The organism is Bacillus cereus, assembly GCF_015071065.1.
GTDB classification, from domain to species: Bacteria; Bacillota; Bacilli; order Bacillales; family Bacillaceae_G; genus Bacillus_A; species Bacillus_A cereus_BA.
Window position 1 is genome coordinate 285,023 of sequence record NZ_VOVA01000003.1, and the last position, 19,680, is coordinate 304,702.

Sequence of the window (19,680 nt, forward strand, 5' to 3'; positions counted from 1 at the left end):
CTCCACTACAATAGTTTTGTTTTTAATGCTTCTGTATAATTCATAATTGCTACACGTATAACGATTTTCGCTGCTTTTTCGAAAATTAAGTCCTCCACGTTTGATACTAAGAAACATGTAGAAATCCCTAACTTTCGAATGATAACTAAATCACAATTTTTATGCTTAATCGTTTCATAATTTTCACTTAAAACTTGTAAAACTATTTTTCCCTCTTCTAAACTAACGTCTCCCGATTGAAGAAGTTCTTCTAAAATGTATACATAAAGAATATCTACAAATTGAAAATCTGCCGTTTTGTTCGTTTGCTCTATAAAAAATTGCAAAACGGGTTCTGAAGTAATCCCTTTACGGATGAGATCTTCTTTTGTTAAAAGAATCTCTGTTACGCTCGGTGAAAACATATTTGCTAATTCATCAAGTGATAAATCCTCTTTCATCGTTTGGATTTTATCAATACGTTCTAATATCTTTTCTTTCGGAAAAAATGTTTCCTGGCCTGTGAACGTTGACTTCCGTACAAACCAATCTTCCGGTATTAAATTTTTTCTCTTCCACCTATATAACTGTCCATATGAAATCCCAGTTAGTTCTAATAAATCTTTTTTTGAAATTAAATCTGTACTCAACTGTACAACACTCCTTCCTAATAACAATGTAACATAACACTGTTACGTTGTAAATGTACTTTTATAACCAGTAGCGTAACAATGTACAAAACAAACCTCCTTTTCATACGAAAAAAGGGTTCTTACGCATTTCATTAAAATGCATAAGAACCCTTATGTATCAAGGTTTAAACCATATTTTATAATAATCAATCCATCCTTGTGAATTAATCATTACATTTTGTACTTTTTCATGTGTACTTACTCGCTGTTTGTTACGATATAAAGGAATGATATACATTTGACGTAACAATGTGTCCTCAATATTGCGTAACAGTGTCACCCGTTTCTCTAATTGATTCTCTGTAAAATAAGGCTGTACAATTTCGTTAAAATTCATATTGCTATGCTGATGAATAAAACTGTTTTTGGTAAGAAACATATATAGTAAACTATCTTCAATTCGCTCACTCATTGTCGCACTATCATGCATTATATCAGCCTTTTGTATCGTACTTGTTTGCAATAACTCTTTTGTTTCCAGAAAAACGACTTCAATAGTAACGCCATACTTCGCACACTCTTTTTGTATCCAATATGAGTCTTCAACATGATCTTGTTCTGTAAATGTATATAGACGTAGCGTTTCATTCTGGTAAGAGCTATCTTTAATAAGTGTATATATATCCTCATTTATATGTATTGTGCCGCTCTTTGTTAGAACCAATTCTTCTGCTATTTCTCCGCGCTCTCCTTGTAATTCTTCAATAAGCACCTTGCTATGAATAATTTTATATAAAGCTTTCCGAAACATCGTGTTTTGCATAGGTCCTTCTTTTGCAGTATTTAACGTAATGTATGTTACATTCGACTCAAGTCTTGTTAGTTCTTTATGATGCTTTTCTATATTGTTATAGTGTGCTTTCGCTAAAATATCGTACGTATTAACACTGTGCTCTACATTCCATAATTCAATTCGATCGAGAAATGGTCGCTCGCGAAAATATAAATCATTTGCTTCTAATATGAATACATCTTCATTCTTTTCACATAAACGAAACGGTCCAGTACCGATTAACCTTCCATCTCCATCTTCATTTACAATAGAACACTGTTCTGCACTTAATGCATGTAAAAACAATTTGTTATCTGTAGATAAACGAATCTGCACAATGTAGTCATCTAATATATGTAAACTTTCAACGTGCTGTAACATCCAAGCATGCGGATTATTTTTCGCTTTCATAAATCGTTTAAATGTCTGTTCAACATCATAAGCGGTTAGTTCTTTTCTATTATGAAATTGAACACCTTTTCGTAAGTAGAAGGTCCATATATATTTCTGGTCATCGTATTCCCAATAAAACGCCAGTCTCGGCTCTACCATGTTTGTATTTCCGTCTATATACACTAAGGTGTCATATATATGTTTTACCATATGACATTCCGAACGCATCGTAGCGTATATAGGATCTAATGCAATATCTAGATTCATTTGTACTTGCAAACGGAGCACATCTCTTCTTCCTTGAGATGTCCTTTCAACTTGATAACCAAATATTGAATCAATCCAAGTTTGAAATTGTGGCTGGAGCGATGGGAAATATGAGCTATACCGCTCGATAAACGCGATCCCGCTTTTTACGTCCCCTTGTTTCGTTATTTCTTTTCCTCTTTCTAAAATTAATGAAAGTGGATATTTTTGAAACAATACCTTTGAACGATTCCCTCTCCCTCGGCCTGGAAACCACATAATCCAATTTAATTCTTCTAATTTTTTTATGATTAGTTTACTATTTCGCTCTGTACAAAATAATGTTTCAGATATATTTTGTATTGTTATTTCTAATTGTTCCCCCTCTGATCTCCCTTTTCCATACTGGAGCCATAGGTGCATATATTGCTCCAAAATAGTCATATAACGCCCCCTAAAAGATGAAAAATCTTCCTCTTTCATTCTACCCTTTTTCATTTCTAGCTTCCATCTTATCATTTTAATATAGAAAGGAGGAATTAGAAATGAATCATCTTTTAAAACGTTATAATAAGCCCATCCTCATTCGGTTGTTCGGTGAATTGTTAGTTCGAACAACTGAAGCAATGTTAGCTATCATTTTTATTGTTCATGTTAATAAAGTTTTACATGGTAATGTCATAGTTACAATGCTTCTTTTCGGATTACAGCCACTCGCTGATATTGTGTTTACATTACTTGCTGGAGGTGTAACAGATAAATACGGCCGAAAGAAAATAATGTTACTCGGCTTACTTTTACAAGCTTTTGCCGTAAGCGGATTCGTTTTTGCTGAATCGGTCGCCTTTTTCGCCTTATTGTATGTCGTAAATGGTATTGGACGCTCTTTATATATTCCGGCACAGCGCGCTCAAATCGCTGACTTAACGAGGGCAGAACAACAGGCAGAAATATTTGCTGTTCTGCAAACGATGGGAGCGATTGGCTCTGTAATTGGCCCATTGATTGGCGCCTTTTTCTATACTAGTCACCCTGAGTATTTATTTATTTTGCAAGGTGTAGCCCTTACGCTATATGCCGTACTCGTTTGGACGCAACTTCCTGAAACTGCCCCACTTATAAACAACAATGAAAAAATGAAAGAAGTATATTCGCCAAAACAATTTATTTCGAAACATTATGCTGTATTTGGGCTCATGGTTTCTACAATTCCTATTAGTTTTTTCTACGCTCAAACCGAATCGAATTATCGCATATTCGCTGAAAGTGTATTTCCAAATTTTCTATTCATACTCGTATTTATCTCAACTTGTAAAGCTGTCATGACTGTTATTCTCCAAATTTTCCTTGTGAAATGGTCTGAACGATTTTCTATGGCTAAAATCATTGTTATTTCCTATACTTGCTTTACTTTAGCTGCGATTGGCTACGGTTATTCCACAACAATATGGTCATTACTCTTAACACTACTCTTTTTAGTAATTGGGGAAAGTATTGCTTTAAATCATTTACTACGATTCGTTTCACAAATCGCTCCAAGTCATAGACGCGGATTGTACTTTTCGATTTACGGTATACATTGGGATATTTCAAGAACTTGCGGGCCTTTTATAGGAGCACTGTTATTAAGCACATTTAGCGGTAGTACTCTATTTTACATTTGTGCCTTCTTATTAATAATTGGCGGTATCATTCAATCATTTTTTGTTCAATCGTTAGAAAGAAACAAAGTAAAAGAGCTGTCCCTATAGGAACAGCTCTTTCATTTAACCCGCCATTTTATTAATACTATCCTCTGGTGAGAACACAGAAATGTGATGTACTTTTCCAGTCGAAGTTGGAATAACGAATTTCAACTCAAACTGATTATTTACTTTATAAATGTATATTTTATCATTACCGTTGACTTTAACAGACGCTGGTTTTCCTAAAGCCTTTTCGATTTCTTGTAACGTAATTGATTTGAGTTCTGAATGGTAAGAGCGTACGTCAAAGACTTGCGATCCTTTATTAAAGCCAAATGAAACATTTTTATTTGTAAAAGTCGCGTACATCCCGTTTCCTGCTGGCTCAGTTTTATCCGCTTTTCCCCACGCTTTTTCTATTTCCTCGATGTCACCTGTATGTGCTGCATATGGTACGTTAGGTACTTTACCTTCTTTCGCCTGCTCAAATAAATCTTTTACATGGTTAATTGATTTTTGATTAACTGCTGTATTTTTTGAATTAGAGTCTTTTGAAGGTTTGGATGAGTCTTGATCTTTTGGTTTTTCCACAGGTTCTTTCTCTTTTTTCGGAGCAGTCTCCTCATTCTTTTTACTCGTTTCCGGCTTATCGTTCTTTTCTTCCGTACTATTTTCTGATGTTGGATTAGTTTGTTTCTTTTCCTCTTCGTTATTACACGCGGTTAAAGCCGCTACACACGTTAAAGTTAGGAATAATATAAGCACTTTCATATATACTTTCATCATTTTCAGCCTCCCTCTTCAACATATTCACTTTTGCAACCATTCCATTACACTACTCTTCAAATTATTTTTGCTCCAAAAAGTAAGTGCTTCTCTTTCCCCGAAAGTATGCACGATATACTCCATATAAGATGTGCCTAAAAAATAACCTAGGCGATTGTATCCGAAATAGTTCCCTCCTGATAGACGGAACCATTCTTTCTCTTTTTCAGCTGTCCAACCTTCAACATAATCCTGTAAAAAACGTTTCTTAATTTCTTCTCATTTTCTTTATAATATTGGAACCAAATCCACCTACAAATATATGAAATGTTAAATTTATATTAAAACCAAATTGAATACGATAGTCCTCACCAACTTCTTGAATAATTGATGGTAAAGTTTCCGAAATAATACGAATGTCTTCTAGTTTTGCAGAATATTTTGCAATCGCACTAACAAGACGTTCTTCTGTCTTAGGACAGTGAAACTTAAAATACTCTTCGAATGCCTCTGGGTGCATATCATAATATTTGTTCAAGTCAAGTCATGTAATCCTATATCATTGCTTTCCAAAAGCTTTAAAAAGCTTGGAATTGTATTGTTAATCATCTTATTCATCTCCTTGTATACACCTTCTCTCCTTACTCGTTATATCCTTTTTCTATAACTTGAAATACACTGTCACAAAAACCCCTTTAAATGCAAAAAACCAGCAGGGAGTGAATAATCATTCCCTGCTGATTTAATATTGTTGGGGTTTCTGAAATTTAATCAAACCATTTGTCGTCGTCAGAAATCCATTTACTGTTATGTAAAGCAAAGCATTCATCATAATCATGAAAAGTAAAAAAACTGCCCTATTAAAGGGCAGCTTCAATTATGTATTTTATACTTCGATAGATTTACCATCTTCAACGATATGGTAAAGTAAGTGTGCTAAATGATGAATTGGACCATTTTCTTCCTCTTCTTCATTTGTTTCACCTTGGAATTCAAGATCATTTAAGTATAATGCTAAAAATTGATAGAACAGTTTCAAATCAAATCCGTAGCAAGCACTTGGTTCTTCATGATCTCCTTCATATTGTAACATTAAATATTGCTCGTTTCCTTCTGCATCTTCAGCATCAAAGAATACGAAGAAACCAACGTTTGTATCTAAATCAAATAGATGACGAGTACCTTTTTCTGTTGCTTTATCGAAGTCCTCTTCACTTAATTTATGTACTGTTGTTGCCTTTGCATTATCTTCTTGATGGAAATTTACTGTAAATGATTTCAATGCTGACACCTCCTGATTGTATAACAGTAGCATAACAGATTAGACAACATAACACAAAGGGACTGCTTACAAATGTAAACAGCCCCCTGTATTCATTTCCGCATTGCACGGAATATAAAGCTTACGATGAAAATCAAAACAATCGCGCCTATTAAAGCCGGAACAATCGCATATCCGCCTATAACAGGTCCAAATTTACCAAGTAACGCTGTACCAAGCCAAGAACCGACAATACCCGCAATAATATTACCAATTACACCGCCCGGTACATCTTTTCCAGTAATTAAACTTGCAAACCAACCTAATATACCACCGACTATTAAAGACCAAATCATATCATTTCCTCCTTTATAATTGACCAATAAAAATTATAATTAGAAACAATTGCTTACCATTAGTTATGTTACATTTTTCGTAAGTTATTCGTCTTATGAAAATCATTCAAATCTGCTCAACCTTTTAAGGACAATCTGGCTTCAATATTGTTCTCATAAATTCGCCTTTAAACACTTGATAATTAAAATCAACCGCAATTCTTTGTATTGGCCGATCATCAAACCTCGTCGGCTCAGCTATTTTTCTAAAATCTGCAACACTTTGACCTCTCGTTACATCATTTGTCGTACTTATCCAAACTGCTGATTTTTTATATTCAAAAATATCATCATTTATAAATGAAATGAACGGAAGTAAATCGTGAATCGGACTCCCACCAATACCTGGATATTCTTTTTTGTAAAAGTTCTCGTAATAAAAATCGATCATTGGCTTAATAAGTTTCGCCTGCCCTGTTCCTTCTTTGTCAATAATATCGACCATTTCAGGGGTAATAAGAGCGCGCTGCGTTACATTTAACGGATATATAGTAGCATTCTTCGCATATTTCATAACGATATTCGCCGCAATTGGATCGCCGTAAAAATTAGCTTCCGATACTGGTGTAACGTTTCCCGGAAAAAGAAAAGCACCACCCATTATATAATAAGAACATACTCGATTCATTAAATTGGGGTACAATAAAAATAATGTTGCAAGTGTCGTTAATCGCCCCGTCGCTACAATAATAATATCTTCAGGACAAGGCTCAATTAATTTAATCAATTCGCAAAAATTTTCGCTGTCACAAATTCTCATTTTCGGTGGAATAATTGGACCTAAACCGTGATCCCCATGAATTTCAGGGAAAAACAACGGCTCTTCAGCTGTCATCGGTCTACTGGCACCTTCAATAATTTTCACTTTTGTATAGTATCTTTCTAAAAAATAAACATTTTCCGTTACAATTTCTCTTGATACATTTCCATACTCTGCAACAATACCTATAATATCTAATTTGCATGTTTTATTCGCATAAATTAACGTTACTGCATCATCAATACCAAAATCTCCGAAAAAGATTATTTTTTTATTAACTTTCCTCACCTCTCTCCAGCATAATCTACTATCATTATTATGCGAAAAAGACAAGGCGGTGAAACGGAGATAATTAAAAAAGCCGCCTATTTATTTATTGGCGACTTCAATCTTCTTATACGATAAATACGCTAGTACATTTTTGCTTGAATCATATTTCGGATTATTCCCTTTTCTCGGTTCTCTCATATGTGTTTTTTCAAACCCAGGAATGTCAGGCATTTTCTCTAAAAATTCAAGCATCTCTTCCTCAGTTCCCTCAATACGTACACGAATCATTATTGCTATTCCTCAATTCTCATTTTCTCTGTACTAAGTATATCGTACTTCAGAAAGTCTGCAAGAAATTTATCTTTTTAATGTTGAACTTTTTTTACATACGAACAGTGCCATTTCAGTATAGAACGATTCTATTTTATTGTTTTCAAATTGAATTTTGAAAAATTCCTGCATTTCATTTGATGTTTTCATCATACACTCTGTTAACTTTACACGTTTTTGCATAGGTACATCCATCATATCGCACCACCAATCAAAATCGAACTTCTTGTCAAAAGTAAGACATGACTGCATTTGTAAACCATGTTTTTCTAATAAAGTAATCCATTCTGTTTTTTTCAGAGCTCGTTCATGGCTTGGATCACGTTTCTTTTCGATAAAGTTATAAAATGTATCAAATTCATTATTTTCTGGTGAAACATTATCAATTAATATAAATAATCCATTATCCTCTAACGTTCGATTTACTTCAAAAATAAATTGCAAAGGATCAACAAAGTGATGTGCTGCAATTCGGCATGTAATTGTATCAAAAGATTCTTCAGCAAATGGTAACCTTTCTGCATTTCCTGCTACAAATGATACATTTTCATGCCCGTTCCCTTCTATAAAACCTTTTGCTTTTTCTAACATTTTTTCTGTTAAATCAAGAGCGACTACCTCTTTAAACATTGGGGCTAACAAATTTGCAACATGTCCACCACCAGTAGCAATATCAAGAAGACGAGTATTATGACGAGTTTCAACTTGCTGAACTACATATTGTAAATCCGGTCCATTTGCATGAATTTTACTTTTTACATACTTCTCTGCATTACTACCAAATTGTTGTTTCACAAGCTCTTCTTTACTCATTTTTATCATCTTCTTTCTATTGTTATTTACATATACGATTCATTTAATTAATAAGTTCTCTTTACATATTTTCAAATCCTCTTTTAGACTTATTTGTTACATATCCAAAACTTAATTCTTCTATGTAAATTGTTGAGTTATAATAATTGAATACTTAGATTATCAAGAGAAAACAAAAAAAGGTTGTGAGAATTTATCCCCACAACCTCATAAACCGCCCCTTACATAAGGGCCCATTCACATTCGTCTAAAAGGTGAATATTCTCTTGCAAATCCACATAGAATTCAATTTCATTATTAGTTACCAATCTTGCAAACATTTCAGATTGATTCATACCAACCCATATCCATTCTGCTGAACCATCAAGTACCGCATTCCTTACATTTTCTAACTTAACAAGTTCCAATCTCATAAATCTATTCTTATTAACCGTTTGCTTATCTATTAATCCATATTCTATCCCATTTTCTAATAACGAGATAAACTTCCCAGCGATTGGATGTTCGCGAACAGTAAAATGATACTTCTGTTCATCTTTAGTTGCTACAATCAAACGAGAAATAGAAACATCAAATCCAGAATTCGGCATATGCATATTAATCAGCTCCTTTATTGATTTCATATACATCATAACAGTTCAATATTCAGATTAAGTTAATATAATGTAAAAATATAAAAACCGCTTTTCCATTAGAAGTCAGCTTTTATACACTAGCAGTATTAAAATTTTGACAAATCTATTTATATTGTTTCTTTTTCTTCGTCATTTCCAGACATTAAGTTACCTATAACATCCGCAGTAACTCCAACTACAAATTCACAAATCCCTGCTACAACTTCTCCAATTACTTCCTCCATCTTTCTACCTCCTTGTTTTATGTAACTTATTTGTAGTATAGAAGGTGTTGGTTAATTTTAACTATCGGCAAAGGTGACAAAATCATTACAGATTTGTAAGCTGTTTCAATGTTTTTGAATTTATACTTCTCTCCTTTGAAACTTTAAGTATTATTAACAGCCAGATAGGTCATCATAATATAAAGTATTTAAGAATCCTAATTTAAAGGAGGCGTGTAAAATATACTACGTAAAATTAATTAAAGGTCAATCTTTCTATGCTTTTGATCATCGTTTCTTAATATCCGAGGAAAAAGAGGTTTCAGAGAAAATTTTTAATTACTTACGCCGGAATGAATTCTTTGAAGTACGTAAAGAGGAATTCTCTGCCTAAAGTATGAAAAGCATCAAGAAACAGCTCACATAATTGTGATTCATTTTTGATGCTTTTATATTATCTCCCTATATTCAACACTATTTCTCAATTCTCTTAAAATCTTCTAGTATATGTCCAAGCTAATTCATCGTTACCTTCATATTTTAGTATATGAGGAGGTGACGAACATGACTCATATCATTGATTACCAAGCTACTCAACCAATAAATAAAACTGGTGAAACAACTTTTGCAATTCCCCATTCCCCAGAAAAAGCAATTCTAGCAAATATTAAATTAAAAATTTCAAGAAGAGATTCACGTAATAATCGAGTAGAATTAATTGCTACAGTTGGAGTTAAAGGTATAACTGAGATTTCACAAGTTTTATTCCGAATTTTCCGTGACAATACAGAAATCTTCAACGCTCAAGTAGGGATTGAATCTACAGATTCTGAGCAATTTTACGCGCAAACATTTCAAGCTATAGATCAAAATGTTAGCTGCGGGACTCACGAATATTCATTAACTGTAGAAAACCTTACTAGTGGTGCAAGTGCAGATGTTGTTGGTCCACTATCTTTTAGCGGTTTAGCTATTGGACAAGATCATAAGTGTTGCTAAGTAAATTTATTGTTTAATTTTGTATTTCAAAAAAGCGAGACGTAGTATATACGTTCTTGCTTTTTTATTTTTTCTATGTTTATCTTTACTATCAATTGGTATTTAAGCATAAGTTTTTTTACATTTTGAATTGCTTATTTCAGTACTTAACAAAGTAATTTTTTTACAAATCAAAAAAATTGAAATCCACTAATGAAACACGTAATATAGACTCTGACTCTAAAAAAAGCACGTTAAAAAATAACGAATAAATAAGGAGGTTTTATATACGATTTTTAAATTATAAATGACTGCGAGGTTTTTAATTATGTGGCGTAATAAAAACGTTTGGATCGTATTAATTGGGGAGTTTATTGCTGGTCTCGGTTTATGGCTTGGTATTCTTGGTAACCTTGAATTTATGCAAAAATACGTCCCTTCTGATTTCATGAAATCAGTTATATTATTTATCGGACTGTTAGCTGGCGTTCTAGTTGGTCCAATGGCTGGTCGAGTAATTGACCAGTATGAAAAAAAGAAAGTACTTCTTTACGCTGGATTTGGTCGTGTTATTAGTGTTATTTTCATGTTTTTCGCCATTCAATATGAAAGTATCGCCTTTATGATTGCATTTATGGTTGTACTTCAAATTTCAGCAGCATTTTATTTCCCAGCATTACAATCTGTAATTCCACTCATCGTTCGTGAACATGAGCTATTACAGATGAACGGTGTACATATGAATATCGGTACAATCGCTCGTATTGCAGGTACTTCACTAGGTGGAATTCTTTTAGTTGTAATGAGTTTACAGTATATGTATGCCTTCTCCATGGCAGCTTACGCTTTATTATTCCTCTCAACTTTCTTCCTACAATTTGAAGATGAAAAACCAACTACACCAAATAAACAAGCAGCGAAAGATAATAGTTTTATGGAAGTATTTCGTATTTTAAAAGGAATCCCTATTGCTTTTAAAGCACTTATATTAAGTATTATCCCTCTTTTATTTATAGCTGGATTCAATTTAATGGTTATTAACATTAGCGAAATGCAACATGACCCAACAATTAAAGGATTCATATATACAATTGAAGGTGTAGCGTTTATGTTAGGTGCATTCGTTATTAAACGTTTATCTGATCATTTCAAACCTGAAAAGTTACTATATTTCTTCGCATTTTGTACCGCTTTTGCACACCTTTCGTTGTTCTTTAGCGATATTAAATGGATGGCACTTGCCTCATTTGGTTTGTTTGGATTTAGTGTTGGTTGCTTCTTCCCTATTATGTCGACAATTTTCCAAACGAAAGTGGAAAAAAGTTATCACGGACGTCTCTTCTCATTCCGTAATATGTTTGAAAGAGTTATGTTCCAAATTGTCTTACTCGGCACAGGCTTCTTCTTAGATACGATTGGATTACAGTATATGGTTCTAATTTTCGGTCTCATTTCATTGGTAATTATTTTTATTTCCCTTTCTAAGCAGAAACAATTTGAAAAACAAACGTCGCAATCTGCGAATTTATAAAGTGAAACTTTAATCAGTGGAGGGTTTTGTTCATCCCCCACTGATTATTAGCCCTCACCAATCGGGCTTTTACGGGCAGTAAGACTAATACTTCTTAAGAATGGATCCAGTATTTTACTTGGTCCATTCTTTTTCAATTTCTATGATCAAACTTTATATACTTTGTATAGTCCAAATATTTAAAGGTGGATCGCCTACTGTTTTCGAATACAATAAACAATAGATTTTTCAAAAAGGAGCTGTGGGAATGTCTGTTGGTATGCAATTATTAATTACCCTTCTGTTTTCATTAATTATGTTTGGCGTCCTTAATTTTTTAGCCATTTCCCTATCTCAAAATAACTTTAAAAGAAGGATTGTTGCAGGTTTCTTATTTTTACTGTTAACTCCCATTATCTTTTTGACTACTACAGCATTCGCTTCCATATTCGATAAAGGTGGATTTGGCGCAGCTAACCTAGCCTTTATTATTGCAAATATGTATGTTGTAAATGGAATTGTCATTCTTCTTTCCGCTTCATTTATCCTCAAAAGACATAACATAAGATAGACTGCTAGGCATGAATCTGGCATTACACTAGATTCATGCCTTTTTATTTTGAAATTCCCATCTCCCCCAAAATTTTTATGTGAAATTTATTAATTCTTTATAAAAATTTAAACTTTATTCATTACAATATTCCTATCGTATTCGCACGTTTATAAATACTAATAAGAAAGGAGCACAAAATGAAAAAGTATCTACTTATTTTCCCTATACTAGTTGTTCTACTAAGTGGATGTAGTAATAATGACATATTTGCTTCTTGGGAAGTCGTTGATAATAAAGATGGTGAATGCCCTACGTCTTATAAATTTGAAACAGTTGTAAAAGAAGAAAAGAAAGAAAAGGTTGTTCACAATTTAGTGGAAATGCAAACAACAAATAAAAAAGAGGATTTATTTAAAGGATCGTTTGTTAAAAATTCTAACGTTTATCATATTGATTATGGTAACTCGTTTACATCGGATCAATCTTTAAGAGTTGTTGATAATAAATTAAATGTATACTTTTTTACAACTGAAAAAACATGTACATACAAAAAAACAAACAATTAATCTTCATTTATAACGTAGAAAATATTTTCTGCGTTATTTTTATTTTTCCACTTATTATCCTCCCTCTAAATTTGTCAATCGTTTTAATTTTCATAAAACAATGATAAAATATAAACATGTGTTTTCAGAATAATTAAAAACGCAAAAAGAAAACACTGTTTTAGGAGGGGTTTTGATGACTTACACGTTAGCAACTAGAATGAAAGCATTCCAATCTTCTATATTTAGTGAATTAGGGGCCTATAAAAAAGAGAAAATTGCAGCAGGTCATAAAATGATCGATTTAAGTATCGGGAATCCTGATATGCCACCTGCTGATTTCGTAAGAGAAGCAATAGTACATACAGCGAGTGAAAAAGAAAGTTACGGATACACATTAACTGGTATTCAAGAATTTCACGAAGCTGTAACTGAATATTACAATAATACTCATAACGTTAAATTAAATGCCGATAAAGAAGTTTTATTATTAATGGGTTCACAAGACGGACTCGTTCATTTACCTATGGTTTATGCAAATCCGGGAGATGTTATATTAGTTCCTGATCCAGGATATACGGCTTATGAAACAGGTATTCAAATGGCTGGTGCAACATCTTACTACATGCCTTTAAAGAAAGAAAATGATTTCTTACCAAACTTAGAAATTATCCCTGAAGAAATCGCCGAGAAAGCGAAGATGATGATTTTGAACTTCCCAGGGAATCCAGTTCCAGCAATAGCTCATGAAGATTTCTTTAAAGAGGTAATCGCATTCGCGAAAAAACATAATATTATCATTGTCCATGATTTTGCTTATGCTGAATTTTATTTTGATGGCCAAAAGCCAATTAGCTTCTTATCTGTACCTGGTGCAAAAGAAGTTGGCGTTGAAATTAATTCTTTATCTAAAAGTTATAGTTTAGCTGGTAGCCGGATTGGTTATATGATTGGTAACGAAGAAATTGTCGGTGCACTTACGCAATTTAAATCTAATACAGATTACGGTGTGTTTTTACCAATTCAAAAAGCTGCATCCGCTGCATTACGACACGGCGCTGCATTTTGCGAGAAAAACCGAAGCATTTACCAAGAACGTAGAGATACTTTAGTGGACGGATTCCGAACATTCGGTTGGAATGTCGATAAACCAGCTGGAAGTATGTTCGTCTGGGCTGAAATTCCGAAGGGTTGGACTTCTCTAGCATTCGCTTATGCACTTATGGATCGCGCGAATGTCGTTGTCACACCAGGCCATGCATTTGGTCCTCACGGTGAAGGCTTTGTACGTATTGCACTTGTTCAAGATGAAGTAGTATTACAAGAAGCAGTTGAAAATATTAAAAACAGCGGTATTTTCTCTATTGAAAAAGTAGAGGAATTAGTTGAAAATTAATAATAACTCCCCTGCTTAACTTTAGCAGGGGTATTATTATTCCTGGAGGTACGATATGAATATTAAAGATACTCTTCCCCATCGCTATCCCTTTTTAATGATTGATAAAATTACAAACGTTAAAGAATCTCAATCAGCTACAGGATACAAACTAATCACAAATAATGAGTGGTTTATTAATAACAATCAAAACTATATGCCTCATATGTTAATTGTAGAAGCACTGGCTCAACTTAGTGCTTTTGTAAGTACAGGTGAATCTGAAGGACTTGGTTTCCTCTCCTCTTTAGATGGGGTGGAATTTCATGAAAATGCGTATCCAGGTGATAAACTTGACTTACATTATGAATTAACACGTAACAGACGAGGTTTTATTCTTGGGAAAGGAATTGCCTCTGTAAACGGTCAATCAATCGCTACCATTGAAAAGCTATTAATATATCAAGCTGATTAAACAGATTACATAGTAAGGAGTAGGAAAATGCGGAATGTTGTTGGTATTGATGCTGGGGGAACATTAACAAAAATTGCTTACTTTAACGAAATGAACAAATTAGTTTTCGAAAAATTTTATTCATATGAACAAGAAAGAATTAAAGAATGGCTTCATAATAATAATTCAATTACACAATTATGCATTACAGGTGGTAAAGCTAAACAGTTAGAACAACTACTTTCAGGTTCATATAAAATAGTAGCGTTAAACGAGTTTGAAGCTACTTTAGCAGGAGTACGATACATACTAAAAGAAGAAAAACGTGCTATAAACAACTTTGTATTAACAAATATCGGTACAGGTACTTCCATACATTACGTTCATGACAAACAATATGTCCGCGCCGGTGGAACTGGAGTTGGCGGAGGTACAATTATGGGTCTTTCAAAACTATTAACAAATATAGATCATTTTGAAGACGTAATTCCTCTTACGAAAACAGGCTCAAGAAAAGGGCTAGATATTACAGTTGGAGATATTTATGGTGGTATTCTCTCTCCTATCGATAATAGCTTAACAGCTAGCAACTTTGGGAAAGCAGCCATTACAGACTCGAATTTCAGTAGTTCAGATATACTAGCTACCGTTCAAGGACTTGTCGGTGAAGTCGTCACAGCATTAAGCCTTCAATTCGCCGAAGCGAAAAGCATTGACCATATCGTTTACATTGGTTCTACCCTAAGTAATAACGTACACCTTCAAAACATTATAAGTAGCTATACAGAATATCAAAATAAAATACCAGTCTTTATACAAGATGATGGGTATAGTGGTGCAATTGGTGCTTTGCTTCATGCTACGAAATAAAAAAGCTGACTTTTGTCAGCTTTTTTTAAAGCGATACTTCAAATTCAATAATTGATTCTCCGTTCTCCTCAATACGTTCCACACTAATTCTATTAATTACACAGTTCAACTTCTCATGAAAACTAGGAATCTCCTTCGCTATTTCAGTTGCTAATTCCGCGCTACCTTTTCTCCCAACCGTTACATGTGGTATGTATGGGATATCCGTTCTCAAAAATTGTAGTAAAGGACCTGTATACAATCTATCGTGCAATTCTTCTATTTTTTCTTTCCCTCTTTCCACTTCCAAAAATAAATACTCTCCCTCGTTGCTTATCCGGCTAGCAAACTCAATTTCAATCGGACGAACCCCTTTCGCCACATTCAAAATATATAATTCCAGCTCATCATTCGAAATGGAACTTTCAAACGGGAATACAATTGTTATATGAGGAGGGATTAATCCAAATAAAGGATCATGATTTTCTCTCATACTCTCTATTTCATCAATGAGCATGTTTTGTAAAAACAGTAGAATTGTACGCACTTTTATATCCCCTACTCCCTCTCAATTTTTTTATATTTATCATATTGTATGGTAGCGTGAACTTCAACAAATTATTTTGCTTGCATATAAAAACAAAAAACTTCTCAAATGAGAAGTTTTCATATAGCATGGTTATTATTTTTCCGCCAAACTTTACTAAATTTTATATAACAAGCAATTCTCCACGGAATAATATACGATACTGCAACTACGTAAAATAATAAACCTATTGTTTGCTGATCTAAGTCAACAATATATTGTCTTGAACCATATCTTAAAATAACAATTCCAATAAAGGTAATTAAAAAGGCTGCACTTTTTTTCGTATAAATATTCCCATCATCTCTTCGCTCATAATTTGTTAGAACTATAAGTGGCACAGCGAAAAGAACTCCAATGAATACTGCTATAGTCACTTGTAATATAGCTGGGTGTACTGGACCAAAAAACAATAAAATACCTGGTGTTAAAAATAGTAATGGCCACAAAATACGTTTTCCCTTTCCCTTTATCGGCTTATACATAGAACGATATCGTCGCCAAAAAATCAGCAGTGCTACGCATAAAAAGACGGTTATTAGTGAAGAAGTATCTCCCATACAGTCTTCCTTCTCTCTTAAAGTAATTGTGCTTAAATCGTATCCTCAAAAGAAACTTTACGAATAAATAGAGCGCTAATTATAAAGTATATTAAAATAAGCACTATCGAAATTGATATAAAATTAGGTATATCAATTAACGATTTACTATCAATAAATACCAATTCTTTCAAACCTTGCTTACCATAAATTGTACTCGTCAACCCCAAGAAAAAAATCACACTAAAAGCAAAGCCTATCCAATTAAATCTTTTCTGAAAAATAGTTGTTAATTGAAATAAGCTAGCTAATAAAAGATAGAACACGAACTGTGCAAAGAATTGTTCGATTGTATGTGCTCCTAAATTTATATGTTTCGTTTCATAAAATGTACCTTGTAAAAGCAAAACTTGAAGAAATGAAAAAATTACTGATTGTAATATGATAAAACATACTGAACCAATAAAGAATTGTAATCTAGTAACGCCAAATGAGACAACTGTACGAAATATGTCATCTTGAACAAGAAAAACACTTGCCACAATAAATATTGCAATTGCGATAGATGAATTATTGAAGATACCATGTAAAAATGCTACCTTTAGTCCCTTTATATCAGTTGCAGTTGTTGTCCATTTTATAAGTAATGCCACACACCAAAAGATAAGAACAGCCTTATAATGAAATTTCATATGTAACTTTAATTGTTTTAAAAGCATTTTCATTTCACCTCATTATCTGTTAGATAAATAAATAGTTTTTGCAGTGTTACTCTGTCTATTTCTAAGCCTTCAGTTTCTATCAGCTCATAATCTCTAGCAGAAAGATCTTCCCATATCGCAGAAATCTCTTTATTCCCATACAACTCTTGTTTTACAACATTTTTCCCCATTAAAAAATTTGTCACTTTATCTTTATGTCCTAATATTATGTGTCCTTTTTCTAAAAAATCTTCCACAGAGGATTGAACAGCTAATGATCCTTCTTTTAATATGATTACATTTTCTATAACATGGGACACTTCCTCAACTAAATGTGTTGATAAGATGATTGTTCGTGGATATTCACTATAATCTTCCAATAGTAATTCGTAAAACAACTCTCGATGTGCTGCATCTAAACCGGTAGTCGGCTCATCAAAAATAGTAATTGGTGCTCTACTAGCTAAACCTTTAATAATACCAACAATTGTTTGCATACCATGGGATAAATCATAATATTTTTCTTTTGCATTCAATTGAAATTTTTTAATAAGTTCCTCAGCATATTCTTGATCCCAATTTTCATAAAACATGTTACACAAATAAAAAACATCTTTTACCTTACTACTTAAATTAATGTTTTCTTTCACCTTTACGAAACAAATATTTTGCATCGCATTACTATTTTCAAAAACATTTTCACCAAATACAGATACACTGCCACCACTTGAAATAATTTGACCAGCAAGTATGTTTAATAATGTCGTTTTCCCTGCTCCGTTCCTTCCAAGCAAACCATATATTTTATGCTCTTCCAATGAAATAGTTACTTCGTTAACAGCTACTTTCTTTTTATATTTTTTAGACAAGTTTTTCGTTTCAATTGCAATCATCTCTCTTTCCACTCCTTCGTAATTTTTTGTATCATGTCCATCAATTCGTCTTTTGATATTTCTAGTACTTTTGCTTCTTCCCACACTTTAGGTAAATATTCATTCATAAAAACATGCTGTCTTTTTTTTAGTACGACTTCTTTTGCTCCCTTTGCAACAAACATCCCGATCCCTCTCTTTTTATATAAAATCCCCTCATCCACTAGTAGATTTACTCCTTTTGCAGCTGTAGCCGGATTAATTTGTAACATCTTCGCAAATTGATTTGTCGATGGGACTTGTTCTTCTTCAAGCAATATGTCTTTTAAAATATCAGATTCAATGGTTTCTGCAATTTGTATGTATATTAACTTATTTTGCTCCAGAGTAGGTTTCACAATTTCACCACCTTAGGTTCATAGGTTCATTACTTATGTAAGTAACCATATCACACCAATGAATGTTTTTCCATTAATTTCTAAAAAAAGAGAGTCATTCTATATTGAATGACTCCCCTTCAAAAACCTTCGCATTTTCAATCGTGAAATAACTCCATCTTCCTCCCCTATATCATTTAGATTCCCGCACAGGATGCTCATCAAAAAATTGTTTCCGGAAAGCTTTATTATTAACAAGCGCTACTATTTTTTCTAGATTACCGTAAAAGAAGTTCATTATGATTCCCTTATTCCATATTTGATCACCTTTCGGAAAATCATTAAATTCTTTATACAGTATGGGTAAGATTTCTTCTCTTTTCAGTGTAAAATCCTTAGTTCCCAACTGAAACTCATATCCTTTCGCATTTGGTACTAAAATTGCAAGATAAATAGCGTTAAAGAGAAAATTCTTCTTCATCGTATCCTTTCCGTCAAACCAATACGTCTCAATCATATCTTCTGTTAAATTATCGTTCTTTTTCTCACCGTATTTCACTGTGATCTTCTCATCTTTCAAACTTAAACTTTGAACTGTTTCACCACCAGGTAAGTTTTTAACAATCGCAGACACATCGGAATTATTTCCAACGTAGCTCCACGTATATTTCTTAAAATCCACTGGTTCTATATCAGATATTTCTTTTATTCTCCCTCCGTTAGAACAAGCAGTAACAAATAAAAAAATTGTTAGCATAACACTCGCTATTTTATTCATATAGTTCATTAGACACCCCCATTTTCTATATATAATTCGAGTAATACAATATATCCATTAAAAACCCTTCAAAATATACGCATTTTAATCAAAATTAAAAATTTTCACTTTTCGTGTTTACAATTATCCATTAATTGTATATAATTACTAACGTAAGAAAAATATTCTAAAAGGAGGTCGAATGAAATGATGAAATTACAATTACATGCATTAACTTTAGCGTTAGCTGCACCTTTGTTTTTCGGACAATTAAATATAAGTTCGACCACCATAATGGAGAATTGAAAATCGTACTTTATTTCTTTTAATTCATAAATTCGCCACAGGAGGTCGTATACTTTCCTGTGGCTTTTTCACGCCGGCC

The 19,680-nt window shown here is 33.1% G+C and carries 24 protein-coding genes and 1 pseudogene; 9 read left to right on the top strand and 16 right to left on the bottom strand.

Going from position 1 to position 19,680, the window contains the following annotated elements; all coding sequences use genetic code 11:
- Window positions 1-5: 5 nt before the first annotated feature.
- Both FT637_RS12140 and FT637_RS12145 read right to left on the bottom strand, forming a co-directional pair.
- Window positions 6-629 carry a YhbD family protein gene (locus FT637_RS12140; RefSeq protein ID WP_193646514.1) on the bottom strand — a complete coding sequence of 208 codons (624 nt, stop codon included), beginning with the start codon at window positions 627-629 and terminating at the stop codon, window positions 6-8.
- 160 nt (window positions 630-789) lie between these two features.
- Window positions 790-2,565 (bottom strand): SgrR family transcriptional regulator, encoded by a 1,776-nt coding sequence (locus FT637_RS12145; RefSeq protein WP_193646709.1) that lies wholly within the window; start codon window positions 2,563-2,565, stop codon window positions 790-792.
- A gap of 62 nt (window positions 2,566-2,627) precedes the next feature.
- Here FT637_RS12145 and FT637_RS12150 point away from each other — a divergent pair, with 62 nt between their 5' ends.
- Window positions 2,628-3,833, top strand: coding sequence for an MDR family MFS transporter (locus tag FT637_RS12150; RefSeq protein ID WP_193646515.1), 1,206 nt, complete (start codon window positions 2,628-2,630; stop codon window positions 3,831-3,833).
- A 15-nt stretch (window positions 3,834-3,848) separates the two neighbouring features.
- Here FT637_RS12150 and FT637_RS12155 read toward each other — a convergent pair whose 3' ends face one another.
- The 8 genes and pseudogenes from FT637_RS12155 to FT637_RS12190 form a co-directional block, all read right to left on the bottom strand.
- A complete protein-coding gene (locus tag FT637_RS12155) occupies window positions 3,849-4,553 on the bottom strand; it encodes a YjgB family protein (protein WP_193646516.1) in 705 nt (234 codons plus the stop codon).
- 24 nt (window positions 4,554-4,577) lie between these two features.
- Window positions 4,578-5,141 (bottom strand): annotated as a pseudogene (locus FT637_RS12160) (hypothetical protein).
- 277 nt (window positions 5,142-5,418) lie between these two features.
- Window positions 5,419-5,814, bottom strand: a complete 396-nt coding sequence (locus tag FT637_RS12165) for a hypothetical protein (protein ID WP_002110404.1) — start codon at window positions 5,812-5,814, stop codon at window positions 5,419-5,421.
- Window positions 5,815-5,906: 92 nt separating this feature from the next.
- A complete protein-coding gene (locus FT637_RS12170; RefSeq protein WP_002013368.1) occupies window positions 5,907-6,149 on the bottom strand; it encodes a GlsB/YeaQ/YmgE family stress response membrane protein in 243 nt (80 codons plus the stop codon).
- Between the two features lie 124 nt (window positions 6,150-6,273).
- A complete protein-coding gene (locus tag FT637_RS12175; RefSeq protein ID WP_193646517.1) occupies window positions 6,274-7,236 on the bottom strand; it encodes a nucleoside hydrolase in 963 nt (320 codons plus the stop codon).
- 81 nt (window positions 7,237-7,317) lie between these two features.
- Window positions 7,318-7,506: a DUF3970 family protein gene (locus FT637_RS12180; protein ID WP_002110407.1), complete on the bottom strand. Its 189-nt coding sequence runs from the start codon at window positions 7,504-7,506 to the stop codon at window positions 7,318-7,320.
- Between the two features lie 69 nt (window positions 7,507-7,575).
- Window positions 7,576-8,361, bottom strand: coding sequence for a class I SAM-dependent methyltransferase (locus tag FT637_RS12185; protein WP_193646518.1), 786 nt, complete (start codon window positions 8,359-8,361; stop codon window positions 7,576-7,578).
- A gap of 221 nt (window positions 8,362-8,582) precedes the next feature.
- A complete protein-coding gene (locus FT637_RS12190; RefSeq protein WP_193646710.1) occupies window positions 8,583-8,951 on the bottom strand; it encodes a hypothetical protein in 369 nt (122 codons plus the stop codon).
- Window positions 8,952-9,440: 489 nt separating this feature from the next.
- Between FT637_RS12190 and FT637_RS12195 the strand changes: the two genes are divergently transcribed.
- The 8 genes from FT637_RS12195 (at window position 9,441) to coaW (ending at window position 15,484) form a co-directional block, all read left to right on the top strand.
- Window positions 9,441-9,593, top strand: coding sequence for a YqbF domain-containing protein (locus FT637_RS12195; RefSeq protein ID WP_078174330.1), 153 nt, complete (start codon window positions 9,441-9,443; stop codon window positions 9,591-9,593).
- A 170-nt stretch (window positions 9,594-9,763) separates the two neighbouring features.
- The gene (gene exsC, locus FT637_RS12200; protein ID WP_193646711.1) at window positions 9,764-10,198 is read left to right on the top strand and encodes an exosporium protein ExsC; all 435 of its coding nucleotides are present in this window, start codon (window positions 9,764-9,766) and stop codon (window positions 10,196-10,198) included.
- Window positions 10,199-10,505: 307 nt separating this feature from the next.
- Complete coding sequence (locus FT637_RS12205; protein ID WP_193646519.1) at window positions 10,506-11,708, top strand: MFS transporter; 1,203 nt, start codon at window positions 10,506-10,508, stop codon at window positions 11,706-11,708.
- Between the two features lie 247 nt (window positions 11,709-11,955).
- Window positions 11,956-12,258, top strand: coding sequence for a hypothetical protein (locus FT637_RS12210; protein WP_193646520.1), 303 nt, complete (start codon window positions 11,956-11,958; stop codon window positions 12,256-12,258).
- Between the two features lie 179 nt (window positions 12,259-12,437).
- The gene (locus FT637_RS12215) at window positions 12,438-12,806 is read left to right on the top strand and encodes a hypothetical protein (RefSeq protein ID WP_193646521.1); all 369 of its coding nucleotides are present in this window, start codon (window positions 12,438-12,440) and stop codon (window positions 12,804-12,806) included.
- A 175-nt stretch (window positions 12,807-12,981) separates the two neighbouring features.
- Window positions 12,982-14,181, top strand: coding sequence for an LL-diaminopimelate aminotransferase (locus tag FT637_RS12220; RefSeq protein WP_193646522.1), 1,200 nt, complete (start codon window positions 12,982-12,984; stop codon window positions 14,179-14,181).
- 55 nt (window positions 14,182-14,236) lie between these two features.
- The gene (locus FT637_RS12225) at window positions 14,237-14,635 is read left to right on the top strand and encodes a 3-hydroxyacyl-ACP dehydratase FabZ family protein (protein ID WP_193646523.1); all 399 of its coding nucleotides are present in this window, start codon (window positions 14,237-14,239) and stop codon (window positions 14,633-14,635) included.
- A gap of 27 nt (window positions 14,636-14,662) precedes the next feature.
- The gene (gene coaW, locus FT637_RS12230) at window positions 14,663-15,484 is read left to right on the top strand and encodes a type II pantothenate kinase (protein ID WP_193646524.1); all 822 of its coding nucleotides are present in this window, start codon (window positions 14,663-14,665) and stop codon (window positions 15,482-15,484) included.
- A 25-nt stretch (window positions 15,485-15,509) separates the two neighbouring features.
- Here coaW and FT637_RS12235 read toward each other — a convergent pair whose 3' ends face one another.
- The 6 genes from FT637_RS12235 to FT637_RS12260 form a co-directional block, all read right to left on the bottom strand.
- Window positions 15,510-16,010 carry a 2'-5' RNA ligase family protein gene (locus tag FT637_RS12235; RefSeq protein WP_193646525.1) on the bottom strand — a complete coding sequence of 167 codons (501 nt, stop codon included), beginning with the start codon at window positions 16,008-16,010 and terminating at the stop codon, window positions 15,510-15,512.
- Window positions 16,011-16,129: 119 nt separating this feature from the next.
- On the bottom strand, window positions 16,130-16,609 hold the full coding sequence (locus FT637_RS12240; protein ID WP_193646526.1) for a CcdC family protein: 480 nt from the start codon (window positions 16,607-16,609) through the stop codon (window positions 16,130-16,132).
- Between the two features lie 32 nt (window positions 16,610-16,641).
- Window positions 16,642-17,313 (bottom strand): DUF4052 family protein, encoded by a 672-nt coding sequence (locus FT637_RS12245; protein ID WP_193646527.1) that lies wholly within the window; start codon window positions 17,311-17,313, stop codon window positions 16,642-16,644.
- A complete protein-coding gene (locus FT637_RS12250) occupies window positions 17,310-18,182 on the bottom strand; it encodes an ATP-binding cassette domain-containing protein (RefSeq protein WP_193646712.1) in 873 nt (290 codons plus the stop codon). The genes FT637_RS12245 and FT637_RS12250 overlap by 4 nt, the downstream gene beginning before the upstream one ends.
- A complete protein-coding gene (locus FT637_RS12255; RefSeq protein ID WP_193646528.1) occupies window positions 18,179-18,559 on the bottom strand; it encodes a GntR family transcriptional regulator in 381 nt (126 codons plus the stop codon). The genes FT637_RS12250 and FT637_RS12255 overlap by 4 nt, the downstream gene beginning before the upstream one ends.
- Window positions 18,560-18,731: 172 nt before the next feature.
- Complete coding sequence (locus tag FT637_RS12260) at window positions 18,732-19,325, bottom strand: DUF4825 domain-containing protein (RefSeq protein ID WP_193646529.1); 594 nt, start codon at window positions 19,323-19,325, stop codon at window positions 18,732-18,734.
- Window positions 19,326-19,680: the final 355 nt, after the last annotated feature.